This is a genomic window from Mesobacillus sp. (assembly GCF_049588175.1).
In the GTDB taxonomy this organism is placed as follows: Bacteria; Bacillota; Bacilli; order Bacillales; family Cytobacillaceae; genus Mesobacillus.
The window spans coordinates 1-19,550 of sequence record NZ_JBAVFI010000729.1; the positions used below are offsets into that span (position 1 = coordinate 1).

The window sequence follows — 19,550 nt, forward strand, 5'->3', positions numbered from 1 at the left end:
CCCATATACTTTAATTTCTCCGCCAAATCATGAAACGAGATTCCTGAATTCACCTGTTCCTGGGAAATGTTCAGAAACGATCTGCACCTCTCAGTTAAAGCCGGAAAACGGTTTGGCCTTACATATGAAGAGAACTGTTCAACCACCTTGTTGTTTTCCACCAGAACGGCGCCAGCCTCAATGATTTCCTGGTAAAAGCCCCGTCTCCTGCTGTTTCTGTCAGGCATCGTAAATTCAAAATCGATAAATAATGTCCTTTCATTTTCGCTCATGCTTCCCCAACTTTCTGAAAAGCCAGTAGTTGTATGTAACCAGTATATGCTTTTCTGTCGATTATTTTTTCTATTATATCACGAATTCTAATAAATTTTTTAATTTTTCTGCATTTTTATATTCCCTAATTTTAATTTGTGTTTATTTTATTTCAGAATAAAGAATTACCATGAATATTTCCGTGTATTTCCTAGGGCAACATTGGTTCCGCTATTAATTATGCGGAATTAAATCCGATATAAAACGTGCGTTCCATGCATCAGTAATTACACAAGATTATTCCTCAGCGAAAGAAAGGAACTAACGTGCGCATCCTAACAGGCTATTTACTGACAATCCTTTTAATACCGGCGTTTATCACGGTCGTCACTTTAACTTTTAACGAAGCAGGAAAAGCGGAAAGATTCAACGATTTTCTTGATGAAAAGGTCAATTTGACCCAGACAAAGCTTTCTCAGACAAGTTTGATCCTTGCAAGTAATGGCGAACTCGTAACAGAACTTAACCGTCCGATGAACAGACGTTATGTGTCATCCAATGAAATTCCTGATTTCATAAAAGCTCTTTTCATTGTTTCAGAGGATCAACACTTCTACAAGCATCCTGGATTTGACCTGCCTGCAATTGGCCGTGCGCTTGCAATCAACATTCACTCAGATGGAATCGAGCAGGGTGCAAGCACGATTACCCAGCAGCTGGCCAGAAACCAGTACCTGAATCATTATCAATCCTATAACCGTAAACTTAGTGAAGTTCTATATGCTTACCAGCTCGAAAAAACATTTTCAAAAACGGAAATCCTCGAGCAGTATCTCAATGCGATTTATTTTCAGAATAATGCTTACGGAATCCATGCAGCTGCGGATTTTTATTTTAAAAAGAAGCCGGCAGATCTTAGTAAGGCTGAACAAGCTTTTCTGACAGCCATCCCTAATAATCCTTCCTTTTATGATCCTTTAAAGCACTTTGATCGGACAAAGAAACGGCAGGAGCTTCTGTTAGATCAGCTAGTCCAGAGTGGCCAGCTTCATTTTGACGAAGCAGAAAAGCTTAAATCTGAGGAGATTGTTTTAAAAATTAGACCAAGGAAAAATTCATATCCGGATTACACTTCATTTGTTTTAAGCGAACTAAGGGAATTGGTATCTGAACATGAAAAATTGGTAAGTGATCAAGAATTAAATGCAAGAGTCGATGAATTGTTGAGTTCAGGAGTCTCAATCCACACTGCTCTTGATCCAGAGCTGCAAAAGCGGGCAAAGAATTCAGTGGCGGAGCACCTTCCCTATAAAGGTATTGAAGGCGCTGCTGTAGTGGTGAATCATGAATCGAACCTCGTAGTTGCTTTGGCAGGCGGCAAGAACTATCAGACAGGTGACTTCAACCGAGCCTATCAAGCTTTTCGACAGCCTGGGTCTTCAATTAAGCCTTTGCTTGTATATGCTCCCTACTTTGAAAGAACAGGAGCCAGTATAACTGAGAAAGTAGATGCTGGAGCAATTTGTATAAAAGGATATTGTCCGAAAAATTACGGAGGAGCGATTTATGGGAAGGTATCACTAGAACAGGCTTTTACCCATTCCTATAATACACCTGCGATCAGGCTGTTTCTGCAGGTTGGGGTGGATGAGGCTTTCAATGATTTATCACCTTTTCATTTTGAACAAGTGACATCCCTGGATCGAGTGCCGGCTTCTGCAGTCGGTGGCTTCACAACTGGGATGAGTCCGTTAGAAATGACCGAGGCCTACACTGTTTTTAGCAATGAAGGACGATTTACGAAGCCTAGAGCGATTGTGAAGGTGACAGACCGCAATGGCAAGCTTCTTTATAAATGGAATGATCAGCAGGTGAAAATTTGGAGCCCGAAAACAGCAGCCGCTGTAAAAGGGTTGATGATAAAAACTGTTTCATCAGGGACAGCCAGGAAAGCGGCGATTGCCGGTCAAACGGCAGGAGGAAAAACAGGAACCACCAATGATTTCAAGGATTTATGGTTCATCGGCTTCAGCGGACAGCTGACTGCAGGAGTATGGGTCGGCAAAGACACGCCAGAAAGCATGGAATCTATTCATGACAAATCACCCCAGCTGTTGATTTGGCGGGATATAATGAAATGATTAGACCGGGGTAAGCCCCGGTCTTTTTATACGGTTGATTTCAGTTACAGGCACTCGTTTTCCGGAGGCGTATGTGCTTCCCTGTTTGGAAATCAACCCATTAAATATATAAAAAACTGATTCAAGTTGAATCAGCTCTCTAAATCGGCAAACTCGCCATTATGCTGTTATACACTTTTACCGCGAGATAAATGATTCCAAGCAACATGGTACTCCAAAGGATGACCTGGAAGAATACGGTCCCTATTACTCCTGCTATTGATAAATTAGGGCTTATTTTATTGACAAAATAAATAAAGTAAATCAATGTTGCCGCCGCAAAAATAACGCCAATCCCTATGAAGCTGTAAATGCTGAAAAGGGAAACCACGCCTGCTGCAAAATAAACGGTTGCACCACTGCGAATCAGTTTAAGGCTTTCCCCTTCATGATCCTTTGAAAATAATAGCAGGCTTACCTCATTGATCGTGTCGGCAATAATCTTCATTGCTGAAAAAACCATAAAGTACAGGACCATTAGCAGTGCAAGAAGCGAAAGTTTGATTCCTGTTTCCGAAAAAAATTCCAGCATGCCTTCATAAATCCCGGCATTTTTCAGGAGTGCCACAAGCTCCATTTCTGTGCGGACTGAGAGCGACAAACTGAACAAAACAATGGCGAGCAGCGGAAAATAGCTTGTTAAATACGGATTTTTCATGATAGCATCTTCACTCGATTCATTCTTATTCCTACTTGGATATTATGAAAGAAAAGATTGCTTCCGGCAACAAAAAGAAAAAGTCCCTTACTCAAGGAACTTAAAAATTTTGAAACTTTATTCATTTTCATCCGTATTAAAAGGTTGAAGGCTACTTAGGTACAATCCTGACGTATTCCCTCGATCCAAAGGGTACATATGTTTTTGCTGTTTCGACCTCGTCCATATCTGTATGCTGAATCCGCAGTACACCAGGTTCTGCACCAGTTCCTTGTTTTGACAACTCCTTGTTTTCCCGGTTATCCAGGATGAAGAATCCCGTAAACAAACTAAGGAATATCCCAACGCATATAACAAGTTTTCGGGTCATGGTTATCCCCCCTATTCACTGTTAGTATGCAAACAGTTCACCATTTTTATTCAGCAATTTTTGGCGATTCCTTGATTCATTAAGGGCCATGGCATGCATATCCCTCATTTTTACGATATAATTTTTACATCAGATGTTAGGGAGCATGAACCTGGTAAAATTGGCAAAATATATAATGTTTATGATTGAATCAAAAATTAAATTTGGAATTATAAGGAGGTATTATCTTTTGTCGTTACTTCACCTTGCAGTTTTATCACCGCTTATACTCGCGGTCTTAATTCCATTTTTACATAAGCACTTCCGTAACATACATACAGGGTGGTTCCTTTTGCCGCTGCCCGCCGTGCTTTTTGTATATTTCCTTCAATTTATAAGCGTGACAAAAAATGGGGATACAGTTATTGAATCCTTTCCGTGGATTTCCTCGCTGGGTGTTGATTTCGCCCTTAAAATTGATGGATTAGGGTTGCTTTTTGCCCTGCTAATCACGGGGATTGGAACACTGGTCGTCTTATATTCGATCTACTACCTTTCACCTGAAAAAGAAAAGCTGAATACATTCTACATATATTTGCTTTTATTCATGGGAGCCATGCTTGGCGTTGTCTTATCGGATAACCTGATCGTCCTTTATTCATTCTGGGAATTGACGAGCTTTTCTTCATTCCTCTTAATTGGATACTGGAACCATAAAGAAGGTTCGAGATATGGGGCCCAAAAATCGATGCTGATCACCGTTTTCGGCGGCTTGTCCATGCTTGGGGGCATCTTGATGCTCTATATCATCACAGGCACGTTCAGCATCTCCGAAACCATTGCGATGTCAAATGAAGTTGTCAATCATCATTTGTTCACAGCAACCTTGATTTTGTTCCTGTTAGGGGCATTTACAAAGTCTGCCCAGTTCCCTTTTCACATCTGGCTTCCTGATGCGATGGAAGCGCCTACTCCAGTCAGTGCGTATTTGCACTCTGCTACGATGGTTAAGGCAGGAATATATCTTGTCGCTCGGATGACACCTGTTTTCGCCCATTCTGGCGTATGGGTCTGGCTCGTAGCTGGAATTGGAGTGATTACGTTATTCTGGGGTTCTTTTTCAGCCGTAAAGCAAACTGATTTAAAAGCAATTCTTGCATTTTCGACAGTCAGCCAGCTTGGTATGATCATGTCATTGCTTGGTGTTGGCGCTGCGGCCCTTCACTATGGCACGATCAAGGATGGATATTATATCGTCGCTGTCACAGCTGCTGTTTTCCATTTAATCAATCATGCCACATTCAAGGGCAGTCTGTTCATGGTTACGGGGATCATTGACCACGAGACGGGGACAAGGGATATCCGCAAACTAGGCGGCTTGATGAATTTCATGCCAATTACTTTCACTCTCGCAATCATCGGAACATTTTCAATGGCAGGTATCCCGCCATTCAATGGTTTCTTGAGTAAAGAGATGTTTTTCACCGGGATGCTTCGTGTTGCAAAAATGGACATATTCAGCCTTGATACATGGGGAATCCTTTTCCCGATTATTGCCTGGGCGGCAAGTGTGTTCACATTCCTGTACAGCATGATGTATGTATTTAAGACATTTACCGGAAAACTTCAACCTGAGAAGCTGGAAAAGAAGCCGCATGAAGCGCCGATCGGGATGTTGATTTCTCCCGTTATCCTTGCTTCACTCGCCGTCATTTTTGGGATATTCCCAAATGTTCTTTCACATAGCATCATTTCACCTGCTATGGGGGCAATTTTGCCATCTTTACTAGCGAATGGTGAAGGATTTGATGTTCATATTTCTCATTGGCATGGTCCTACATCAACTGAATTGTTGATGACGATCGGTGTAATTGCGATCGGCATCCTTCTTTTCAAGTCATTGCCAAAATGGATAGGAATCTATCGGATTTTCCCTGATCGACTTGCGTTGAACCATATTTATGACCGCGGCCTGGAGATCATCCAGCTAGCGTCACGAAACATTACCAAGACGTATATGAACGGTTTTATCCGGACATATCTGGTTTACATTTTTTCATTTTTCATCTTTATCCTGGCCACAACTTTGGTTTACAGGAATGCGTTTAAACTAGATTTTAGCAATGTCGCGCCAATCAGATTTTTAGAAGTGATTCTTGTATTGATTGTGGCTGTTTCCTCGATCACCATTCTGTTCGCTAAATCTAGGCTGACTTCAATCATCCTTCTAGGAGCTGTCGGATATACAGTTGCGCTTTTCTTTGTCATTTTCCGGGCACCAGATTTAGCGCTGACACAGCTTGTGATAGAAACAGTTTCCGTGGCCCTTTTCCTCTTGGCTTTTTACCATTTGCCAAAACTCGGAAAAAACGAGGAGCGAATCCGCTTCAAGCTGGGAAATGCAATAGTTTCAATTGGAGTTGGTGCAATCGTCACTCTTATCGCTTTATCAGCACACAGCAATAAAATGTTCAATTCAATTTCAGAGTATTATATTGAGAACACTTATAAAAAAGCCGGCGGCGAAAACATGGTTAACGTCATACTCGTTGATTTCCGCGGCTTTGATACGCTGTTCGAGATTACGGTGCTCGGCATTGCCGCTCTTGGTATTTTTGCCATGATCAAACTTCGGCTGACAAGGGGGAAAGAATAAGGATGAAAACAAATGATATTATTCTGCAGACTGTTACTAAATTCACCTTGTTTGTCATCATCCTGTTTTCAATCCACCTGTTCTTTGCCGGTCATTATTATCCGGGCGGAGGTTTTATCGGCGGGTTGATGACATCGGGAGCCATTGTGCTTTTGCTGCTTGCTTTCGATATTAAAACAGTGAAGACAATCCTTCCGTTCGATTACATCAAGGTCATCGCAGTTGGTCTCCTTTTTTCTATTGGAACTGGAGCAGGCGGTTTAATCATGGACATGCCTTTTCTGACGCATGCCTTTACTTATGTTGATCTGCCACTCCTTGGCAAAACCTCTTTGCATACAGCAGTATTGTTTGACACTGGCGTGTTCCTAGTCGTCATTGGTGTGACAATGACCATTATTCAAACGATTGGAGAGAGCGAATAATGGAAATTTTAATGGCTTTTCTAATTGGTATCCTGTTTATGACTGCAACCTATCTCATGCTTTCTAAAAGCTTGCTCAGGATCATTATCGGTACAGGCCTGCTAAGCCACGGTGCTCACTTGTTGATTTTAACGATGGGCAGTTTAAAGAGGGGTGCTGCTCCCCTTCTTGGCGAGCACGCAGAAGCTTATGTCGATCCACTTCCTCAGGCTTTGATCCTGACAGCGATCGTCATTAGTTTTGGGGTAACATCCTTCTTCCTGGTTTTGGCGTACAGAGCATATCAGGAGCTGGGAACGGATAATATGGATCACTTGAGAGGAAAGGAAGGACATGAATAATCTAATCATCTTACCCATTCTCATTCCTCTGATAACAGGGGTTATACTAATCTTTTTCACCAAAAACGTACTGGCACAGCGATGGATTTCGGCAATAAGCTCTTTCTCGGTGATTATTGCTGCCTTCATGCTTGCTAGCCATGTTTATAAAAATGGCATTCAGACAATGGATGTCAGCAACTGGGAGGCTCCTTACGGCATCACGCTCGTTTCGGACATGCTTTCCGCATTGCTTGTGCTTACGACCAGTATCATTGCGTTTGCTGCGGTGATATACTCCTTCAAGTCAATCGGCGTAGAGCGGGAAAAATTTTATTACTACCCAGTCGTTAACTTCCTGCTCGTTGGCGTGAACGGCGCCTTTACTACAGGTGATATTTTCAACTTGTTTGTATTCTTTGAAGTCATGCTCATGTCTTCGTATGTGTTGCTTGTTTTGGGCGGAACAAAAATTCAGCTCCGCGAATCCATCAAATACATACTCGTGAATGTCATCTCCTCAGCGCTGTTTGTCATCGCTGTCGCGTATCTTTATTCAGTAGTAGGCACGCTTAACATGGCGCATATTTCCGTGAGAATCAGCGAGCTTGGCAATATGGGGATTATTACTGTCATAGCAGTCTTGTTCTTGATCGTTTTTGGCTTGAAGGGGGCCATCTTCCCGCTGTATTTCTGGCTCCCTGGATCTTACTACGCTCCGCCTGCCCCGGTTATGGCCTTATTCGGCGCACTGCTGACCAAGGTTGGAGTTTACTCGATCACCAGGACATACTCGTTATTCTTTTACCATGACGCTGGGTACACACATCAATTGCTGCAAATTCTGGCGATCCTGACAATCATCGCTGGAGTGATAGGCGCAATCGCTTATTCAGACATTAAGAAAATCATTATCTATAATATTATTGTCGCGGTCGGCGTCATCTTGTTTGGTGTATCCGTACTGACACAGGAATCACTAACTGGCTCTATCTTTTACCTGATACACGACATGAACATCAAGGCTGCCCTGTTCCTGCTTATTGGAATCATCATCAGGATCACAGGGACGAGCGACCTTAACAAAATCAGCGGGTTGCTGCATAGATATCCGCGGCTTGGCTGGACATTTTTCATCGCAGCACTGGCACTTGCAGGCATTCCCCCGCTAAGCGGGTTCGCAGGGAAACTGATGATTGTACGTTCCGGCTTTGAAGCAGGCAGTTATTTTGGGGCATTCGTTGTCCTTATGTCCAGTCTTTTCGTTTTGTTTTCAGTAATGAGGATTTTCATTAAAGGCTTCTGGGGTTCGGAGAGGGCATATAAGTCTGAGGAAAACGCTCCTGTAAAATGGCTGCTCGTCGCTCCAGCACTCTTAACAGCCTTCGCTGTTCTGTACGGAATTGGAACAGATGCAATTTATCCGGTGATTTCAATGGCTGCCGAAACACTTTCAAATCCGGAAATCTACATCGATGCAGTTTTAAAGGAGTAATGAGCTATGGCTTTTCAAATCTTGCTGAATTTCATTCTGGCATTTGTATGGATGTTCTTGAAGACATCCTACTCCCCGGCCGCCTTTTTCGTCGGGTATTTCTTTGGCCTGCTCATCATCTATATATTCCGCCGCTTTTTCAATTCGCGGTTTTACTTGTTAAGGTTCTTGGCTGTAATAAATCTTATCTATATTTTCACGAGGGAATTAATCCTTTCCAATATTGCCGTCCTTAAGGTAATCCTAAAACCTAAGCTTGATATAAAGCCTGGAATTTTTGCCTACCCAACGGAATTGAAACAAGACTGGGAGATTACCGTGCTTGCAAATCTCATCACGCTAACTCCAGGTACCCTTGTCGTTGATGTCTCTCCTGATAATAAAATCCTGTATGTGCACGCTATGGATATTGATGATGCTGAGGATTCAATCAAAGGGATCAGAGATACGTTTGAAAAATCGATCATGGAGGTGAGCAAATGATGTTTAACATGATTATGTGGGTATCAGTTGCATTCATATCACTCGCAATGATCGGTCTCATCTATCGCGTGATTAAAGGACCAACTATCGCTGATAGGGTGGTCGCCCTAGACGCAATTGGGATCAGCCTTGTGTCCCTTATTGCACTCGTCTCTATCCTGCTTGAAACAAGTGCCTTTTTGGACATCATCCTGCTGATCGGTATACTTGCTTTCATCGGGACAGTCGCCTTTTCAAAATATCTTGAGAAGGGAGTAATCATGGAATATGACAGAAATGGAAATAGCTAAGTTTTTTGCTGGATTGTTCATCCTAGTGGGGGCATTTCTCAGCCTTGTTACGGCGTTCGGCTTGATCAGGCTTCCTGACGTTTATACGCGAAACCATGCCGCTTCAAAAAGCGCTACTATGGGAGTCATGCTTGTGCTGCTCGGAACCTTCTTGTATTTTTGGTTTATCAAGGATCATTTTAATTCAAGATTATTATTAGGCATCGGATTTATATTCCTTACCTCCCCGGTTGCAGGCCACTTAATCAGCCGCGCGGCTTATAACTCAGGCATCAAGCTATCGGATAAAACGGTACAGGATGACCTGGCAAAAGCAAGAAAATCAATGCAGGAAATGGATCATTCGAAATAATTCTTTTAAGCCACCAGGTTTAACTCCCTGGTGGCTTTGTTATTTGTCAGATTGTTCAATTATTATCCATACCTTTCTAAGATAACGTGAAGTATAGTAAGGATGAGAAGATTATTCTTCAGGAGCCATACAGAGAAATTAAGCTTTTTCATTTTGAAAGGATGGGGGTTTTATGGATCAGGGCAGAATTGCCATAATTGGCGGCGGTATTAGCGGTTTATGCTCAGCTGTGGCCTTGCAGAAAAAAGGAATCTGCGCCGAAGTTTATGAAAAGGCAAAAGATTTCAGCGGCTCTGATACTGGTATTGTTTTGAGCGGCAATGCGATAAGATCATTTTACATCATGGGATTAGGCGGACAGATGATTGCAAATGGAGTGACAGCTGATCAATGTTTGGTTAAATCCCATTCAGGTGAAATCATTGCAAATTTCGATTACCACTCTCCCTCTCATATTCCAAATTATTTATTTATCCAGCGTTCCGTCCTTGTAAAAATATTAACGGAAGCAATTCTCCCTGGTACTCTCCACTTTGATAAGGAATTAATTGACTTTAAACAAATATCCCAAACAATAAAACTGCACTTCAAGGATGGCTCCACTGCAGACGCAGAATATCTTATTGGCAGTGACGGGACTAATTCGCCAATACGGAAAAAATTAATTCCTGAAAGCAAACTTACCTTATCGGGATCGGTGTGCTGGCGCGGATTCATCGATAACCCACCCATCAGTGAAATTCCATATACCGAAACCTGGGGACCAAGAGGCCGATTCGGAATCACTCCAATGCCTGGAAATCGCTTATACTGGTACGCATTTAAAAAATCCAATTCATGCAAAACGAATATGTCTAATTGGACTCCGATCGATTTATTGTTCAACTTTTTCTATTATCACGATCCTATCCAGCTAATACTGGAAAATACCCCTCCGGAAAATATCATTTTTGACGAGCTATCTGTCCTCCAACCCTTGGAACATTTTTATTCTGGGAACATCCTCCTCGTCGGAGATTCTGCACATGCTTCAATGCCGAATATCGGACAGGGTGCTTCACAGGCTATTGAGGAAGCCGCCTATCTTTCAAAATGGATCAGTACAGAAGATTCGATTGAAAAGGCATTCGAGAAATACGAATTGGACCGGTTCACTAGGATAAAGCTAGTCAATAATGAAACGAAAGTATACGGGCTCGCAGCAAACGTTGACTTCCCCATCCTTTGCTCCATCCGCAATAAATTACTTCAGCTGGCTCCAGCAAGATATCATAATGAAAAACTGAGAAAAGTGGTTGAAATTAATGATGAAATATAAGAAAAGCGCAAGCTCCTTGGTCAGCCCCGACAAGCGCTGGCCGACTAAAACAGCCACGTCCTGTGGCAACGTCGGCACTAGGACATCGTGTCCGTCGAAGGGCCGACCGGTGAAGTCGTTCTTTGACTTCATTGTCAGGACCGAAGCGTCTCGAGGAGTTAGGAGCCGCAGCTAGACAAGCGACTCGAGGGGCTAGGCGCTTGTGCTGGACATTTCTTGAAGTGAATTTTATACTTTCATATTCAGTAAAAAGATCAGCCGCTTAGGCTGATCTAACTTATTTTTTTACGTTTAATTACGGCCATTGTACACCTTGATACGCAAATGAGATTTTCGTCTTCATCCGTGATTTTAATATCCCAGACCATGGTGGTTCTCCCTTGATGCAGGACAGTGCCAACCGCTGTGACGAAACCATCCTTTTTAGCACGGATATGGTTTGCGTTAATTTCAAGTCCTACAACGACTTCGTTCTCCTTGTCGACTAATTCAAAGGCTCCTACACTTGCGACCGTTTCTGCCAAGGCTACAGATGCCCCTCCATGAAGCAATCCAAATGGCTGCCTTGTACGGTCATCCACCGGCATAGTAGCCGTAACCTTTCCTTTTTGCAGGTTCGTAATTTCGATACCCAGTGACCCTAATAGCGTTTTATTTAATTCCATGTTTTCTACCTCCTTAGATTTGGAAAGTGAATTGCAAGAATTGCTGGAGAAACTAAAACTGTCCTTATGGACGCATCCTGAATTATGAGGTGAATCGAATGAACCGAATTCGCGAGGGCATGATCCCCACAGTACTTGGGACTGCTGTCACTGCCGCAGGTTATGCTATGAAACAAAACCGTAAAATCGATAAAATGATTTCCAACACTGTCTTCGGTTTTGGTTTAGCACATATTGTCCTGGGAGCTATTGATTTGGTCGAACACCGAAATGAATTTTAATACAGAAAAGCGTAAGCGCCTTGTAAAGTGAACGTCGACTAAAACCGCCACGTCCTGTGGCAACGTCGACGCCAGCCCATCCTGGGCAAGTCCGACAAGCGCTGGCCGACTAAAAACGCCGCGTCCTGCGGCAACGTCGGCACTAGAACGTCCTGTCCGTCGAAGGGCCTGACAGTGAAGTCGGTTTTTAAAGTGAAATTTATTTTGTGAAAGGCGGCTATTCCTGCTGCCTTTCCTGATATATGCCACTTTCCGTTCCAAGAGCACTCTTTATTTCTGTATTCTTCATTTTTTTCCTTCTAAAAACAATGATCCCACCTGCCACCACTGCGGTTATAATTGCCAGGAGCCACATTTCTTTATTATATTTCATGATCGCATCCATTTTATCCCCGAATAAAAATCCTATCATATAAACGGTTAATACCCAGATAAACGCACCACTATAGGCAAAAACAGCAAATGTCTTAAATGGAAGCCTGCTGAAGCCATATAGCAACGGGACCAGATTCCTAGCACCCGGCACAAAGCAGCTGAGGAATAATGAAAAGGCATGATATTTATCCATCATCTTCATCGAGGATTCGATTGTATCGGCAAACCGCTTCCTTTTTTCCAGGAAACGCAATAGCCTTCTTCCAATTATCCTCCCAACCAGATAGATGCTGGTAAAGGCAGTCGAAATACCCAAGTAGGAAACCAGGAATGCAAGGTATGGATCAAGGGAGCCCATTGAAGAAGCGAGTCCTACAGTCATCAAGAGGACTTCATTAGGTACTGGGATGATAAAAATGCCGAACCAAAGCCATAAAAACAACCCCATATAGCCGTTCTCTTCAATAACATTGATCACCAGATCCAAATCCATAAGGCACCATCCCATTCATTCTATTTAAATGATAGAAGTATATATGTATTACATTTCTCTTTTCTTCATACATTCCCTCTTTTTTTTATTCTCAAGCACTTTTAGCTATTTTTCGCATCATACCCCGAGACTGAATTTCATAAATTGAAAGGGATGACAAAAAGGTTCCAATACTAACCAGATCAAAAAGAAAGGGGACGCAAATGCATTATTTATTTTTTTGTAATACTGGTCGAGATGAATTGAGCTGCATTCCTGATTTCCGCCCCTATCCTGAAATAAATACAGTCCTATTCAAGACTTCCGCCACAAAGGCAATCATGCTAATGGAGGATGCCAACCTGGTTATGAAGAAAATCACCTCTTCCTCCTCATTTTCAAATAACTTGATGGCCGCTGCCCAACAATCAAATCAAACGGAAGTTGAACACCTCGTCGACACTGCTGGGATTAAGAAAAAGCCTAAAATAACCTATAACCCTGATGGGATCACGATGACCTTTCAGGATAATGTCGGGGAAAAAGAATGCTGCCACATCATTTTGAAATTAAGATGGGAATGAATAAAAAAATAAAAACCCCTTTAATAAACTTACACTTCTGCCTATTTTAGAAGAAAGTGATATTTGGCTCTGTATGCTGGAGGCGAAGATAGATGAAAGTGCTCTTTTAAACAGAAGGCTGTGTTAAAGGTCAAAGTTGATTTTTTGCACCTGTTGGTTGGAGCGGAGGGCACACGACTCCTCCGAAAATGCGCTAACACATTTCCATCGAGCTTGGGCAGATTCGAGGAAGCTGTTCAATGGTTAGTGGGATCCATCGGAAAAGGCAGTCGAGTTGCCATGGAGGAGGGTCGAGATCAACTCGAACAGAAAAAGGCAGTCAAGTTGTTATGAGACGATGTCCGAGAACAACTCGAAGAGGAAAAAGGCCGACGAGTTGTTATGAGTAGTGGATCACCTGACGCCCATGAAGAATTTGTTTATGAAAAAGCTGACAGTAGGACTTTTTCATATTTCTTATGCGGAAAGAGAGTGCCTGGAGCGGAAATCGACAGACAAGTTTAATACAGCCAAACAGGAAAAAGCCGCCGTTGTTCAGAACGGCGGCAAAGCTGTTTGTCACTTTTAGTAGTAAGGATATCCGTATCCATACGGCGAGTAGGATGGGTATCCATAAGGATATGGATACGGATAATATGGTCGCGGATATAGCAGCGCGCTTCCCAATAGACCACCAACCACTCCTCCTAAAAACGGTCCTCCGAAAAAGAAACGGCGTCTTCCAAATCCTCCGCCATAATACGGTCTTCTTCTATTCATAAAGGTACCTCCCTTATATATTTGCCTACATTACTACTTATGCCATAAACAGGGCGGTTGAGTGGGCGATTGTCCATAAGGCGGCAAGAATTATTGATAAGGGTTAAACCTTGTATTGCAGCGTTATAAGTTAATTTCACTTTCCAATAAGAATAGACCTATCATAAAAACGACTAGTCCCAGGATAGACGCTCCTCTTTCCAAGGATCTCCATATATATGGTAGCCGTTTTTCTCCCAAAAACCTGGCTTGTTTTCATTACTAAATTCTATCCCCCTAAGCCATTTCGCGCTCTTCCAGAAATACAAATGAGGGATTACAGCTCTTAATGGGTAGCCATGCTCTGGTGTAAGCTGTTGACCATTGTGGGTATGCGCAAGCAAACTTGTATCCTTAACAAAATCCTCAATGGGCAGGTTTGTTGTCCAACCCTCCTCGGCATGCAGGATCACATATTTCGCACTGTCTTTAGGTTTTGCCAGCCTGACCAGTTCCTTTGTCGGGACGCCTTCCCAGACATTATCCAGCTTGGACCAGCCTGTGACGCAATGTATATCATTACCCGATGTTTTTTGCGGCAGCTTCATTAGTTCATCAAATGTCAGTACTGTTTCCTGAATCACATGCCCCCAAATCCTTAATGTCCAGTTATCAAGATTTTTATAGTTGGGGATATTCCCATAATGAAGCACGGGAAACGAAGTCGTGACATTCTGGTTTGGCGGGACTCTGTCAGTAGGAGCGGTTTTCCTCGGCTTACCAAAATACATGATGATCACCTCATTTATGGCTTTATTTTTTCATTCTACCGTTTTATTACTTGTTGGATCAGTTTTATTACTTGTTGAATCAGTTTTATTACTTGTTGAATCAGTTTTATTACTTGTTGAATCGCTTTTATTACTTGTTAGGTTTGTTTATTTACTTGTTGGATTGTTTTTTCACTTGTTGAATTCATTTTATCATTTGTTGATTTGGTTTAATAACTTGTTGAAATGAGTTCAATGTTAGTTTAGTTCATTTTAGAAGTTAGATTCCCACAAAATTAAAGACCCCAAAGCGTCCGCCTCAGGGTCCTAATTCACGATCTTATTTGATTGGTTCGAATCTCTCAACAAGCAATGCAAGTGTACGCGCCATGACGCCAGTTGCGCCTGATGGGCCCAGGTCGTGATCCTTGCCTGTTGTTGCTGTTCCGGCAATATCAAGATGTACCCATGGAGTGCCTTCAGCGAATTCGCCGACAAATGCACCGCCCATGATCATATGGCCTTCTGCACCTGGAGAATTGTTAAGGTCAGCGATTTTGCTGCTTCTGACTCTCTCTAGATCTCTTTCGAAAATCGGCAGACGCCAGATAGGTTCCCCTGCTTCATATGAAGCTTCAAGAACTTGTTCAAACAAAGCTTCATTGTTCGTCAGCGCACCTGATGTATGGAGTCCTAAAGCTGTAATGACTCCACCTGTCAGTGTAGCGATGTCGACAAGATAGTTCGCGCCATGATGCTTGGCATATGTCATTGCATCTGCAAGTACAAGACGTCCTTCTGCATCGGTGTTCAATACTTCGATCGTTTTCCCGCTCATGGATGTAATAACATCATCCGGCTTGAATGCTGTTCCGCTGATCATATTGTCTGTAGATGGAATGACCGCAACAACGTTCTGCTCAGGCTTTAACTCACCGATGATCTCCATTGCTCCCAGAACCGCAGCAGCGCCGCCCATATCCGATTTCATACCGACGATTCCTGCCTTAGTCTTAATCGAGTACCCGCCTGTGTCAAAGGTGATTCCCTTTCCAACTAATCCGATTACGTCTGTCCATTCTTCTTTGCCCTGATACTTAAGGACAATCATCTTTGGAGGTTCAGTGGATCCCTGATTAACAGCGAGCAGAGCGCCCATGCCGAGCTTTTCCATTTCTTCTTTTTCTAAAATTTCTGCTTCAAACTCATATTTCTCAGCAAGCTTTATTGCATACGCTGCCATGTCTGTTGCAGTAAGAAGATTGCCTGGTGTATTAACAAGTGTACGTGCTGAGTTCGTTGCCTTACCAAACGCGTACCCAACCTCAAGAGCGGCTTCAACCTCTCCCTCTTCATCCGCACTATAAACCGTCAAGTTTTCAATACGTTTTTCAGGCTCGTTGGATTTCTGCTTGTAGCCTTCAAATTCGTAAGTCGCCATTGCCAATGCTTCACTTAACGCATGGGCTGCATCGTTAAGTTCAACACCATCAGATGTAAAAGTATCAAGCAATACCGCTGCTTCCGTCCATTTTTCTGCTTTGGATGTCTTGAATAGGCGTCCAAACGCTTCTCTCAAGCTTTCAAAATCCAGTTCTTTTTCATGTCCAAGACCGACAAAGTATAGCTTTTTAGCACCTGTTTTACCGAAAGTATGTATCTTTGAAACTGCTTTTTTCTTGGATGAAATCTCCCCATTTTTCACGAGCTCAGTAAGCTGCCCGTCAAAAAGCTGATCTGCTTCAGCAGTGACTCCTTCAAATCCAGACGGTTTATTAAATAAGCCGATTACCAGGCAGTCATGACTGTTCGTTAAATTAAATTCATTATTCACGTTGAACAAATTGCTTCACCTCCGTATTTATAGTTTTATTATAACGAAAACTTAAAAATATTTCGACTTCCTAATCGATACCTAAAGCAGGTTTTATAAATAATGGACCCAAATAAAATATCGCATTGTAACCCTCTTCTTGTTACTCTTCCAATTCGTCCTCCAGATACAAATATAAAACTGGCAGCACGGGAAGATCCCTAACCTGTTCATATGACACCTTGTCTATATTTTGCGGAAAAATAGTTAGGCATGCTTCGATGAAAGGATAAATTTTTTCGAGGTCCATTCCCCAGTGAACAGGGCGGTAGGACTGTAAATAATCATGAGCTGCCTGCATCATCAGGCGGGCACCTTTAACATTTCCGTAACTATAATGGTAGATCGCCACGCTCATTTGCAGCAGGCCTTTTAAAAAAAGGTTCCCTTTGTCCGTCATCCACATATCTTCAAGCAAGTCATGGCAGGTATAGTAGTCCCCTTCGTTGAATTTAATAAAGAACTCGTAGTATTCATCCGGGTATTCCGTCAAAATGCTCACCCCTATTCGCACCAGTTAAAACTATATTATCAAAACTGTGATATTACTGTAATGAATCATTCTTTCTTGGGTATTACTTAATAAAAGTACTTTTAATCTTGCCTGCTGATTTTCGCAAAAGGCGATTGGTTACCGCTGGAGGTTCGTGAGCCTTCTCAACTCGTCTTTTAGCAGGAGGCGAACAATAATCCTTAAATAAACATCGCACACATAGTCTATAAAAAGAAACATTTTAGGGGGTACAGCTATGGAATTATTAACAAATTTCCCATTGTGGGCTTCACTTGCGGCGATATTTTTCGCCCAGTTTATAAAGGTCCCAATCCAATATATTGCGACAAGAAAACTTGACTGGTCATTGCTGACAAGTACAGGTGGAATGCCAAGCTCACATTCCGCAGCCGTGACGGCACTATCTACTGGTGTTGCCCTCGAAACAGGTATGGATTCGGCCGTGTTCGCCGTTTCAGCTGTATTTGCAATCATCACGATGTTTGATGCATCGGGCGTTCGCCGACAGGCTGGCGAGCAAGCGATTGTACTGAACCAGCTTGTTGCTGACTTCACAAGATTTGCAGAAGAGGCAAAGGGCTGGCAGAATAAGCCCGAAAAAGAAAAACAAAAGGAATTAAAAGAATTGCTTGGCCACAAGCCGATCGAAGTATTCTTCGGCGGACTAAGCGGCATTGGTTTAGCCCTGCTATTGCATTACCTATTATAAATGTTAGAGCTATCATTTAATCCCATTCTAAGAGGCAGGTGAACACATTGAGAGTAATTTCGTTATGCCCAAGCAACACTGAAATCATGGAATTTCTAGGTTTGACTGATCTGCTGGTCGGAGTAGATGATTTTTCTGATTGGCCAAAATCCATAAAAGCAATTCCAAAGCTGGGGCCTGACTTGTCAATTGATCTTAGCCTGGTGGAGGAATTGAAGCCTGACCTTGTTCTGGCTTCACTCAGTGTCCCAGGAATGGAAAAAAATATTGATGGCTTAAAAGCCCGCGGCATACCTCATATCATTTTGAACCCGCAATCGCTTCAAGATATAGAGAATGACTTACTTATAACAGCAAATGCCTTAAACATGCCTGATCGAGGCAAAGAAGCGGCTCAACGATTCAGGAACAGGCTTGTAAATATAAAGCAAAAAGGAGCAAAAACATCCTCTAAGCCAAAGCTATATTGGGAGTGGTGGCCAAAGCCCGTTTTCACGCCTGGCAGGATTAATTGGCTGACAGAACTATCAGAAGCTGCCGGGGCTGAGAACATTTTTAAAGATGTCGAACTGGCAAGTGTCCAAACAGACTGGGATGATGTCAGATCACGTAAGCCAGATTACATTTGCATAGCATGGGTAGGTGTCAGAAGGCAAAAGGTAAAAAAAGAATTAATCACTGGACGCCCGGGATGGAATGACATGGATGCAGTCAAACAGGATCGTATCCTGATTCTCGAGGAAGAACTTTATTGCCGACCTTCCCCAAGACTGCTCGACGGCCTTGAAAAATTGCATCACCTGATCCACGACATTATAAAACAATAAAAAGGCAAATTCCGTCTGGAATTTGCCTTATCTTTTATCAGGATTTCTTCCCGCCGATATATTGCTGGCGGAATACCTGCATCGATTCATTTTCATTTAGTGCTTTTAGGTCATCTTCAGACAATTTCCCATTGCCTATTTCGATCACATAGACATCCAGTGTCTTTTTGCCCCACTGTTCATATACATCATTTACAGTGTCATAATATAAATCAACCTTATTCCCTTTAATTGCTCCGCCCTTATCAGCGACTACTCCAAAACCGTATCCCGGAATAAAAAGAATCGTTCCAATCGGGAATACATTTAAATCGGCTGCGACGGTTGAATATAAATCACGTTTTACTTTTACACCTGAGTATGTAATTCCATATTCCGGATGTCCAGGGTTTTTCCCGGTGGATTCAATTCCTGCTGTATATCCTGTAGCTATAATAGTCTTTTTAGGATATTGAGACCAATTAAGCGATTGTTCAAGTGTTGGCGGTGTACCCGCAACTTTTTCACTTGATGAAATCTTGGTCTTAAAATCTGAAATCTTTTTCAAAAATTTGAATGCTAGTCCAACTGATTTCTTTTTATGTTCAAATTGTGAGGTGTCATCTTGGTGTGTTCCTTCGCTGTCAAATATGTATGTAGCAAATGTTGCTGCTTCTACGCCTGAAATCGAATGGAATGTGGATGTTATGGCAGCAAAAAATAAAACTGCCATCGCCGAGCGTCTGGCCCATGTTTTTATAATATTCATATAATTTTTCACTCCTCCCAAATCTATTAATTTCCCATTGCAACAAGAAATATTCCAAAAGGAGCAAAAAAGTGTCAAAATACCTATTTACACTTCCAGTAAAAGTAAAAGAAACTTTAAACTTAAAAATAGTTTTCCTCCTTCTCTTTTTTTTATGTATAAAAAAACCTCCACTAATGTGAAGGTTTTTGTTCGGTTCTTTAGTTTTTTAGCAAG

At 42.3% G+C, this 19,550-nt stretch carries 24 protein-coding genes; 14 read left to right on the plus strand and 10 right to left on the minus strand.

Annotated elements, in window-relative coordinates:
- Positions 1 to 272, minus strand: a 272-nt coding sequence (locus tag WB217_RS17660; RefSeq protein ID WP_423994607.1) for an exonuclease domain-containing protein, incomplete at its 3' end; no start/stop codon positions are given.
- Positions 273 to 578: 306 nt separating this feature from the next.
- Between WB217_RS17660 and WB217_RS17665 the strand changes: the two genes are divergently transcribed.
- Entirely contained in the window at positions 579 to 2,393 is a 1,815-nt protein-coding gene (locus WB217_RS17665) for a transglycosylase domain-containing protein (RefSeq protein ID WP_423994608.1), read from the plus strand.
- Positions 2,394 to 2,532: 139 nt separating this feature from the next.
- On the opposite strand, the gene WB217_RS17670 is transcribed toward WB217_RS17665, so the two are convergent.
- Together WB217_RS17670 and WB217_RS17675 are read right to left on the minus strand one after the other, a co-directional pair.
- Positions 2,533 to 3,090: a DUF5366 family protein gene (locus WB217_RS17670; RefSeq protein ID WP_423994609.1), complete on the minus strand. Its 558-nt coding sequence runs from the start codon at positions 3,088 to 3,090 to the stop codon at positions 2,533 to 2,535.
- Positions 3,091 to 3,241: 151 nt separating this feature from the next.
- Positions 3,242 to 3,460, minus strand: coding sequence for a hypothetical protein (locus WB217_RS17675; protein ID WP_423994610.1), 219 nt, complete (start codon positions 3,458 to 3,460; stop codon positions 3,242 to 3,244).
- Between the two features lie 229 nt (positions 3,461 to 3,689).
- On the opposite strand from WB217_RS17675, the gene WB217_RS17680 reads away from it, so the two are divergent.
- From WB217_RS17680 to WB217_RS17715, 8 genes are all read left to right on the plus strand, one after another.
- The gene (locus tag WB217_RS17680; protein ID WP_423994611.1) at positions 3,690 to 6,095 is read left to right on the plus strand and encodes a Na+/H+ antiporter subunit A; all 2,406 of its coding nucleotides are present in this window, start codon (positions 3,690 to 3,692) and stop codon (positions 6,093 to 6,095) included.
- Positions 6,096 to 6,097: 2 nt separating this feature from the next.
- Positions 6,098 to 6,520, plus strand: coding sequence for a Na(+)/H(+) antiporter subunit B (locus WB217_RS17685; protein WP_423994612.1), 423 nt, complete (start codon positions 6,098 to 6,100; stop codon positions 6,518 to 6,520).
- A complete protein-coding gene (locus tag WB217_RS17690) occupies positions 6,520 to 6,861 on the plus strand; it encodes a Na(+)/H(+) antiporter subunit C (RefSeq protein ID WP_423994613.1) in 342 nt (113 codons plus the stop codon). The genes WB217_RS17685 and WB217_RS17690 overlap by 1 nt, the downstream gene beginning before the upstream one ends.
- Positions 6,854 to 8,335 (plus strand): Na+/H+ antiporter subunit D, encoded by a 1,482-nt coding sequence (locus tag WB217_RS17695; protein ID WP_423994614.1) that lies wholly within the window; start codon positions 6,854 to 6,856, stop codon positions 8,333 to 8,335. The genes WB217_RS17690 and WB217_RS17695 overlap by 8 nt, the downstream gene beginning before the upstream one ends.
- A 6-nt stretch (positions 8,336 to 8,341) precedes the next feature.
- A complete protein-coding gene (locus tag WB217_RS17700) occupies positions 8,342 to 8,818 on the plus strand; it encodes a Na+/H+ antiporter subunit E (RefSeq protein ID WP_423994615.1) in 477 nt (158 codons plus the stop codon).
- Between the two features lie 8 nt (positions 8,819 to 8,826).
- Entirely contained in the window at positions 8,827 to 9,108 is a 282-nt protein-coding gene (locus tag WB217_RS17705) for a Na(+)/H(+) antiporter subunit F1 (RefSeq protein ID WP_423994633.1), read from the plus strand.
- The gene (mnhG, locus tag WB217_RS17710) at positions 9,086 to 9,460 is read left to right on the plus strand and encodes a monovalent cation/H(+) antiporter subunit G (protein WP_423994616.1); all 375 of its coding nucleotides are present in this window, start codon (positions 9,086 to 9,088) and stop codon (positions 9,458 to 9,460) included. The genes WB217_RS17705 and mnhG overlap by 23 nt, the downstream gene beginning before the upstream one ends.
- Positions 9,461 to 9,632: 172 nt before the next feature.
- Positions 9,633 to 10,778, plus strand: coding sequence for an FAD-dependent monooxygenase (locus tag WB217_RS17715; RefSeq protein ID WP_423994617.1), 1,146 nt, complete (start codon positions 9,633 to 9,635; stop codon positions 10,776 to 10,778).
- A gap of 272 nt (positions 10,779 to 11,050) precedes the next feature.
- Here WB217_RS17715 and WB217_RS17720 read toward each other — a convergent pair whose 3' ends face one another.
- Positions 11,051 to 11,443 (minus strand): PaaI family thioesterase, encoded by a 393-nt coding sequence (locus tag WB217_RS17720; RefSeq protein ID WP_423994619.1) that lies wholly within the window; start codon positions 11,441 to 11,443, stop codon positions 11,051 to 11,053.
- A gap of 98 nt (positions 11,444 to 11,541) precedes the next feature.
- Between WB217_RS17720 and WB217_RS17725 the strand changes: the two genes are divergently transcribed.
- The gene (locus WB217_RS17725) at positions 11,542 to 11,724 is read left to right on the plus strand and encodes a hypothetical protein (protein ID WP_207502121.1); all 183 of its coding nucleotides are present in this window, start codon (positions 11,542 to 11,544) and stop codon (positions 11,722 to 11,724) included.
- Positions 11,725 to 11,941: 217 nt separating this feature from the next.
- Here the strand turns inward: WB217_RS17725 and WB217_RS17730 are convergent, their stop codons facing one another.
- Positions 11,942 to 12,592 carry a DedA family protein gene (locus WB217_RS17730; protein ID WP_423994620.1) on the minus strand — a complete coding sequence of 217 codons (651 nt, stop codon included), beginning with the start codon at positions 12,590 to 12,592 and terminating at the stop codon, positions 11,942 to 11,944.
- A gap of 203 nt (positions 12,593 to 12,795) precedes the next feature.
- Here WB217_RS17730 and WB217_RS17735 point away from each other — a divergent pair, with 203 nt between their 5' ends.
- Both WB217_RS17735 and WB217_RS17740 read left to right on the plus strand, forming a co-directional pair.
- Positions 12,796 to 13,155: a hypothetical protein gene (locus tag WB217_RS17735; RefSeq protein ID WP_423994622.1), complete on the plus strand. Its 360-nt coding sequence runs from the start codon at positions 12,796 to 12,798 to the stop codon at positions 13,153 to 13,155.
- A 421-nt stretch (positions 13,156 to 13,576) separates the two neighbouring features.
- Complete coding sequence (locus tag WB217_RS17740) at positions 13,577 to 13,723, plus strand: hypothetical protein (RefSeq protein ID WP_423994624.1); 147 nt, start codon at positions 13,577 to 13,579, stop codon at positions 13,721 to 13,723.
- Here WB217_RS17740 and WB217_RS17745 read toward each other — a convergent pair.
- The 4 genes from WB217_RS17745 to WB217_RS17760 all read right to left on the minus strand — a co-directional run bounded on the left by WB217_RS17745 (position 13,720) and on the right by WB217_RS17760 (position 17,029).
- Positions 13,720 to 13,914 (minus strand): hypothetical protein, encoded by a 195-nt coding sequence (locus tag WB217_RS17745; protein ID WP_423994625.1) that lies wholly within the window; start codon positions 13,912 to 13,914, stop codon positions 13,720 to 13,722. The two genes, WB217_RS17740 and WB217_RS17745, sit on opposite strands and share 4 nt — an antisense overlap.
- Positions 13,915 to 14,087: 173 nt before the next feature.
- Positions 14,088 to 14,684, minus strand: coding sequence for a sulfite oxidase-like oxidoreductase (locus WB217_RS17750; protein ID WP_423994626.1), 597 nt, complete (start codon positions 14,682 to 14,684; stop codon positions 14,088 to 14,090).
- 319 nt (positions 14,685 to 15,003) lie between these two features.
- Positions 15,004 to 16,506, minus strand: a complete 1,503-nt coding sequence (locus tag WB217_RS17755) for a leucyl aminopeptidase (RefSeq protein WP_423994627.1) — start codon at positions 16,504 to 16,506, stop codon at positions 15,004 to 15,006.
- Between the two features lie 133 nt (positions 16,507 to 16,639).
- A complete protein-coding gene (locus tag WB217_RS17760) occupies positions 16,640 to 17,029 on the minus strand; it encodes a DUF309 domain-containing protein (RefSeq protein ID WP_423994628.1) in 390 nt (129 codons plus the stop codon).
- Between the two features lie 256 nt (positions 17,030 to 17,285).
- Here WB217_RS17760 and WB217_RS17765 point away from each other — a divergent pair, with 256 nt between their 5' ends.
- Positions 17,286 to 17,759, plus strand: coding sequence for a divergent PAP2 family protein (locus tag WB217_RS17765; RefSeq protein WP_423994630.1), 474 nt, complete (start codon positions 17,286 to 17,288; stop codon positions 17,757 to 17,759).
- Positions 17,760 to 17,806: 47 nt separating this feature from the next.
- A complete protein-coding gene (locus WB217_RS17770; RefSeq protein ID WP_423994631.1) occupies positions 17,807 to 18,586 on the plus strand; it encodes a cobalamin-binding protein in 780 nt (259 codons plus the stop codon).
- 37 nt (positions 18,587 to 18,623) lie between these two features.
- Here WB217_RS17770 and WB217_RS17775 read toward each other — a convergent pair whose 3' ends face one another.
- Positions 18,624 to 19,334: a 3D domain-containing protein gene (locus tag WB217_RS17775; protein WP_423994632.1), complete on the minus strand. Its 711-nt coding sequence runs from the start codon at positions 19,332 to 19,334 to the stop codon at positions 18,624 to 18,626.
- Positions 19,335 to 19,550 lie beyond the last annotated feature (216 nt).

Excerpts from the sequence above, each read along its gene's own strand:
- WB217_RS17775 (WP_423994632.1), bottom strand. The coding sequence starts at position 19,334 with ATGAATATTATAAAAACATGGGCCAGACGCTCGGCGATGGCAGTTTTA.
- WB217_RS17705 (WP_423994633.1), top strand. The coding sequence starts at position 8,827 with ATGATTATGTGGGTATCAGTTGCATTCATATCACTCGCAATGATCGGT.
- WB217_RS17725 (WP_207502121.1), top strand. The coding sequence starts at position 11,542 with ATGAACCGAATTCGCGAGGGCATGATCCCCACAGTACTTGGGACTGCT.
- WB217_RS17740 (WP_423994624.1), top strand. The coding sequence starts at position 13,577 with ATGAAAAAGCTGACAGTAGGACTTTTTCATATTTCTTATGCGGAAAGA.
- WB217_RS17745 (WP_423994625.1), bottom strand. The coding sequence starts at position 13,914 with ATGAATAGAAGAAGACCGTATTATGGCGGAGGATTTGGAAGACGCCGT.
- WB217_RS17675 (WP_423994610.1), bottom strand. The coding sequence starts at position 3,460 with ATGACCCGAAAACTTGTTATATGCGTTGGGATATTCCTTAGTTTGTTT.
- WB217_RS17695 (WP_423994614.1), top strand. The coding sequence starts at position 6,854 with ATGAATAATCTAATCATCTTACCCATTCTCATTCCTCTGATAACAGGG.
- WB217_RS17715 (WP_423994617.1), top strand. The coding sequence starts at position 9,633 with ATGGATCAGGGCAGAATTGCCATAATTGGCGGCGGTATTAGCGGTTTA.
- mnhG (WP_423994616.1), top strand. The coding sequence starts at position 9,086 with ATGACAGAAATGGAAATAGCTAAGTTTTTTGCTGGATTGTTCATCCTA.
- WB217_RS17700 (WP_423994615.1), top strand. The coding sequence starts at position 8,342 with ATGGCTTTTCAAATCTTGCTGAATTTCATTCTGGCATTTGTATGGATG.
- WB217_RS17750 (WP_423994626.1), bottom strand. The coding sequence starts at position 14,684 with ATGTATTTTGGTAAGCCGAGGAAAACCGCTCCTACTGACAGAGTCCCG.
- WB217_RS17735 (WP_423994622.1), top strand. The coding sequence starts at position 12,796 with ATGCATTATTTATTTTTTTGTAATACTGGTCGAGATGAATTGAGCTGC.
- WB217_RS17670 (WP_423994609.1), bottom strand. The coding sequence starts at position 3,090 with ATGAAAAATCCGTATTTAACAAGCTATTTTCCGCTGCTCGCCATTGTT.
- WB217_RS17730 (WP_423994620.1), bottom strand. The coding sequence starts at position 12,592 with ATGGATTTGGATCTGGTGATCAATGTTATTGAAGAGAACGGCTATATG.
- WB217_RS17685 (WP_423994612.1), top strand. The coding sequence starts at position 6,098 with ATGAAAACAAATGATATTATTCTGCAGACTGTTACTAAATTCACCTTG.
- WB217_RS17765 (WP_423994630.1), top strand. The coding sequence starts at position 17,286 with ATGGAATTATTAACAAATTTCCCATTGTGGGCTTCACTTGCGGCGATA.
- WB217_RS17720 (WP_423994619.1), bottom strand. The coding sequence starts at position 11,443 with ATGGAATTAAATAAAACGCTATTAGGGTCACTGGGTATCGAAATTACG.
- WB217_RS17690 (WP_423994613.1), top strand. The coding sequence starts at position 6,520 with ATGGAAATTTTAATGGCTTTTCTAATTGGTATCCTGTTTATGACTGCA.